At 43.6% G+C, this 5,266-nt stretch carries 5 protein-coding genes; all 5 read left to right on the plus strand.

Annotation, left to right across the window (positions count from 1 at the left end):
* On the plus strand, positions 1-271 hold a 271-nt coding region (locus Q0650_RS14660), incomplete at its 5' end, for a DegT/DnrJ/EryC1/StrS family aminotransferase (RefSeq protein ID WP_298820228.1).
* 526 nt (positions 272-797) lie between these two features.
* Complete coding sequence (locus Q0650_RS14665; RefSeq protein WP_298820229.1) at positions 798-1,964, plus strand: glycosyltransferase family 4 protein; 1,167 nt, start codon at positions 798-800, stop codon at positions 1,962-1,964.
* A 305-nt stretch (positions 1,965-2,269) separates the two neighbouring features.
* Positions 2,270-3,694 carry a hypothetical protein gene (locus Q0650_RS14670; RefSeq protein ID WP_298820230.1) on the plus strand — a complete coding sequence of 475 codons (1,425 nt, stop codon included), beginning with the start codon at positions 2,270-2,272 and terminating at the stop codon, positions 3,692-3,694.
* 42 nt (positions 3,695-3,736) lie between these two features.
* Complete coding sequence (locus Q0650_RS14675) at positions 3,737-4,903, plus strand: glycosyltransferase family 4 protein (protein ID WP_298820231.1); 1,167 nt, start codon at positions 3,737-3,739, stop codon at positions 4,901-4,903.
* Between the two features lie 272 nt (positions 4,904-5,175).
* Positions 5,176-5,266, plus strand: a 91-nt coding sequence (locus Q0650_RS14680) for an NAD-dependent epimerase/dehydratase family protein (protein WP_298820232.1), incomplete at its 3' end; no start/stop codon positions are given.

The raw sequence follows: 5,266 nt of genomic DNA on the forward strand, positions 1-5,266 counted from the left end.
TGAGCGGCGGCACATCTACAACCAGTTCGTCATCCGTGTTGCGCAGCGCGAGCAAGTCAGGGCAGCGCTGCAAGCGCACAAGATCGGTCACGAAATCTACTATCCGGTACCGTTGCATTTGCAGGAATGCTTCGCCTACCTGGGGCATCAGCCGGGCGATCTCCCGGTCAGCGAATGCGCTGCCGCCGAAACCCTGGCGCTGCCGATCTACCCGGAGTTGACCGACGCGATGTTGGCAGTAATCGTGGAGAAAATTATGGAAAGCTTGTGAAGTACTCTGTCGATCGTGTTCGACAATCGAAACAGAGGGTTGTTTACTCTTGATTACGTTGAAGTCTATGATGGTTTTTAGATAACGTCTGTTGAAAAAGTTTCTTAATTACTGAGTCTAATTGGTATAATAATGATTATTTTTAGTATATTTTCGTTATAACAAATCGCCATTTGTTTATTTTGTTGTGATTATGTTTTCATAGTAATGGAATCTCATGTCAATTTATTGATGTAAAACGCTACTGATTGATCCTTCGATTATCTAACTACTACGTAAAGCTCATGACAAAGGGCAACTATGTCAGGATTATCGACTGCAGCTCAAAGGCATGTAACGCGTCAAGAGTGGGATGGTAGTGGCACAAATGAGTGTATCTCTACAGTAATGGTTGACAGTCGGCTTGATGGTTACTGGCTCGATCTGAGGAAACGTTTCCCTGAATAGTGCCTCGATGATGTTTTGTAAATTTCTTTGACCTTAACCTGATGAAAAGAAAGTGTAAACACTATTTCTGGAGTATAATATGCGTGTGGGTATAATTGTAATGGGGAATAATGTAGGTGGAGTAGAAAAAAGATTTGCACACTTGTTTTCTTTCTTACAATCGAATCATCGGACGTGTTCTGAATTCTGTCTTTTTATACCAGAAGGATTACTTGCAAAGCTGCGTAATCAGAGATTGTTAGTAAGCAATGACCGAAATATAATAAGTATATTCAGAGATTTTCCTTATTCTATTTACAGTATGTTACCAGAAATGAAAGTTAGAGGACGCAGAGTTCCTGGAACCACATTGGCTCTCTTGCCTTTGTGGAGGCGAGAATTGAAACGATTGCAAAGCTCATTTGCACAATTTGATATACTGCATTTCTGTTCACCCAATCCTGTTTTGTTAATGCCAAAAGGAGTTCCTGTTCTGTTAGAAGAACCAAATTCTATGTCAGCGCGAAAAATAAACCCTATGGTTTTCAACTGGCTTAGTAAAGGTTCGTATATAAGCTGTCTTACAGAGTCGATAGCTGATGCATATAAACGACGCATATCCCATCCGGCGCTTTTACAAAAGATATTCGTTGCTCCATGCAGTTTTACTGATTATTCGAGAATTTCTGTTTCTTCTAAAGAACGTACCATTGTGTTTATGGCGCGAATGGAAAAAATTAAAAATCCTGTTGTTTTTATCGATGCTATTGAAATATTGTCAAGAAAAAGAAGTGATTTTAATGCATTAATGCTGGGGAGTGGCAGCATGGATCGACTAGTTGATAACCTGATTGTAAAGAAGGGCTTAAACGCGATAATGTCGAGGTTCTACAGTGTAGCACCGCAGCAAATTTTGAGCAAGGCTGCAGTTTTTGTGTCTCTTCAGGAATATGATAATTATCCAAGTCAAGCGTTGTTGGAGGCAATGGCTTCGGGATGTGCGGTAATTGCTTCGGATCGCGGTGAAACCAGGAAGTTAGTGACAGAGGATGTCGGCTTTTGCGTGCCATTAAGTGCTGCGGAGATTGCTGAGCGATTAGATCAGATGTTAGATCAGTTTGATCGGACAGTGGAAATGGGTATGCAAGCTAGAGAAAAGGTCTTGAGAGAACATACAATACATAGATATGCAGGTTATCTATTGAATGTTTATGAGATAATGAGGGAGAGAGAAAAGTTCTCTCGATATGCTGATAAGCGTCATTGAAGTAGTAGACATTACTTAGAGATCTTGATTAAGCTGCTACATGAAAGTAACTTCGCCGGTTTCGCGAATTAGATACACAATTGTTGATAGTTATGCATGTTGTCTTAAATCGATTAATATACTATAGTTTCTTGGTAGTCATTAATGTTAAATTCTGTGGTTAGGTTTGGAGTTTGATGGCTTTTGGTTGAGCTGCTTTTGTTGGTTAATTAAAAGACGACTTTTAAACTTATAACTCCCTAATCGATCATTCTTTGTGGTCTTTGTAAACTTTTAACTCTTTTACTAGTTCGTGAGAAATGTCTATGATTATTGGTTTAAATAAATTTTTTAAACATCTAGTGATTTTAAGAATTGCAAGATTTCAAAATGATTATAGTCGATACGAGCAAGCATACTTCTATTCATTCCTGATAGCTATATTACTCTGCTGGTCACCATCAAAACTTTTAGCGTACCTTGCGCCTTGGCTTGCGATAGGAATATTTTTATTTGTCTCGCGTAGCCAGATCTCATGGTTGCGCCTGGTTGTAATCGCTTTTCTCTGGCTTGTGGTGCTCTTGTTCCACTTTCTTTTAACACCAGGATTCATGGTACATAGCGCCTTGCTCTCTTTCTTCACATACGGCTCCTTTGTTTTCGTGCTGGTTGTTCCAACTCGGCGCATCACAGGAGAGCAATTGTCCGATCTTCTCCTCTTCATCTCCCGTTGGGTACTCCTCTTCCAGAGTTGTTGGGGTATAGCGCAGGGTATTGTCGCTGGTTTCGGAGCAGGAACGTTCGACGGAAGCGTGGGAGACGCAGTAGCCGGAACGATTCGCCCATTTGGTTATTCTATCGATTTTTCAAACCCAATGTTTGCAGTGAACATTGCTGTTCTATTGATTTTGATCTTTCCGTTGGTAACGCGCAGGAGAAAAGGTTTCCCGTATTTCATTTATGTCGTCGGTGTTTTAGCTTTGGTTATGGCTTCGGTTGTTCATGTGATTCTGATTTTCGCTGCGGCAGTATTAATCAGTATTACTATATTCTTTCCGTTCGTCTTTATTAAAAAGCATGGGTTAACTTTAGTAAGCATTTTCCTGACACTCGGGTTTTTAATCCAATTATTAATACCTAATAATATTCGATCAATACAATCTTTTTCAACCTCGACATTAGAGGGTCAGACGCCTCGATCACAGGCTGTCCAACGCGCTTTGTATTCGATGCCATCCGAATACCCCTGGATGCCTGTCTTTGGCCTTGGTTCAGGCCAGTATAGCAGTCGAGCCGGCTTGATAGGCACTGGAATGTTTTTCGGTGGCCCATTCGATCCAATTCCTTTACCTTTGTTGCCTACTGGCATGTCAGAACCGTTTCGAATCTACGTGTATGATCTCTGGCTGTCGTTATATAATGAGGAAGGTGAGGTGGTCGGGGATAACTCTAGCGCAGTGTATAAACCGTTTTTTTCGCTCTTAAGCGTTTACGTTGAAGGTGGCGCAATGGCCATCGTTCTGATAGTCGGATTGGTGATGCGACTGATTTGGCGAATTTACCGGCATGTCTCTGTGTCAAAAAAGCGGTTAGAATCGGCGTCGGTTAGCGCTGGAATTATTTTCTTCTTCCTGCTTGGCACGCAGGAAAACTACTGGGAAATACCGCAAGCTATTTTTCCAGGATTGATGTTGCTGAAATGTCTATATGCTGATTTGATATACGATAAACGAGATGATTTTCACGCCTGAAAATCGAAAATGGAATTTTTAAAGGATTCATACATGAAAGTCATGATATTACACACATACTATCAGAGCCCCGGTGGTGAAGATCTGGTGGTTGCAACTGAAACATCTCTTCTGCAGCGTAAAGGTCACCAGGTTGCGTCGTTAACTTTTCACAACCGGCGTCTGGATAGTATGGCTGTATGGCGTCAAACCACTGTGACGCTCTGGAACGCACAGGCCTATCACGAGGTGCGCAAGTTAGCGTTCGAAGTCAAACCAGACATTATCCACATTCACAATACTTTTCCGTTGGCGTCACCTGCAGCCGTTCACGCAGCGCGTGCAGCGCAGGTGCCGGTAGTAATGACCCTGCATAACTATCGGCTTTTGTGCCCGGTATCTCTCTTCTTCCGGGACGGTCGGGTATGGGAAGCATGCCTGGGTAAAGCAGTTCCCTGGCCCGGCGTTCTCCACGGGTGCTGGCGCGGACGGTTGCCAAGCGCGGTGGTGGCGGCAATGCTGTCTCTGCATCGTTGCTTGCGGACGTGGGACAAGGTGTCAATCTACATTGCTCTTACCGAGTTTGCGCGCCGGAAGTTTATTGCTGGCGGTTTGCCGGCTGATAAAATAGTCGTGAAACCAAATGTCGTTGATCCAGACCCCGGCGTGGGAATGAACGCAGGCGGGTACGCGCTGTTTGTGGGTCGGCTCTCGCCAGAAAAGGGGGTGGATACGCTATTGGCAGCCTGGCAGCGCTTGCAAGGCAAGATTCCGCTTAAGATTGTCGGCGACGGGCCACTGGCTGAGAAGGTGCGTCAGGCCGCTCAGCAACTGGCAGGAGTGGAATGGCTCGGTTATCAGAATATTTCATCGGTGTATGCATTGATGAAGAACGCTTCGTTTCTGGTTTTCCCTTCGAAGGTGTATGAGGGGTTTCCGCGGGTCATTGTAGAGGCGTTTGCTTGTGGGTTGCCGATCCTATCTACCTGCCTGGGTTCCCAAGGCAGTCTTATTGATCACGGACGCACAGGCTTGCTGTTTCGCCCAAAGGATCCTGATGATCTGACTGCTAAAGTGGAATGGTTGCTAGCGCATCCAGTTGAGCTTACCCGTATGCAGCAGGCAGCGCGGCGCGAATATGAGGAGCGATATGCAGTGGAGGTGAATTATCAGCAGTTAGTGGCGATTTACGAACAGGCTATCAGCCTGGAGCGAAGTGGTTCCGGATGAAGGTTAGTTAGCCAGAGTAGAACTGTCTATTACTGTTCCATCAAGTATTACCGTACACAAATGCGAGATAATGTCAATGATATTCAGGTTGTCGATTCTGGAAGTATGGTATGTTAGTAAACGTATTTCGTTTCGTTGCATGATCTCATTTTAACATCAGATTTTTCGATATTAATGACTGCTTAATTGTTAGAATGTATTATGATCTTTGTTCCAAGTTTCTTGAATTTTGATAAATCATAGTGCTAGATCGGCTAAGATTAGAGGAAAATATGCGAATCTTGATAACGGGTGGAGCCGGTTATATCGGCTCACACACTGCTGTAGTTTTGCTTAAAGCCGGTTATGACATCATAATTTATG

Origin of the sequence: uncultured Chloroflexus sp., assembly GCF_937129525.1 — a bacterium.
In the GTDB taxonomy this organism is placed as follows: Bacteria; Chloroflexota; Chloroflexia; order Chloroflexales; family Chloroflexaceae; genus Chloroflexus.

Coding starts and splice junctions, on each gene's coding strand:
- Q0650_RS14675 (WP_298820231.1), top strand. CDS start 3,737: ATGATATTACACACATACTATCAGAGCCCCGGTGGTGAAGATCTGGTG.
- Q0650_RS14670 (WP_298820230.1), top strand. CDS start 2,270: ATGATTATTGGTTTAAATAAATTTTTTAAACATCTAGTGATTTTAAGA.
- Q0650_RS14665 (WP_298820229.1), top strand. CDS start 798: ATGCGTGTGGGTATAATTGTAATGGGGAATAATGTAGGTGGAGTAGAA.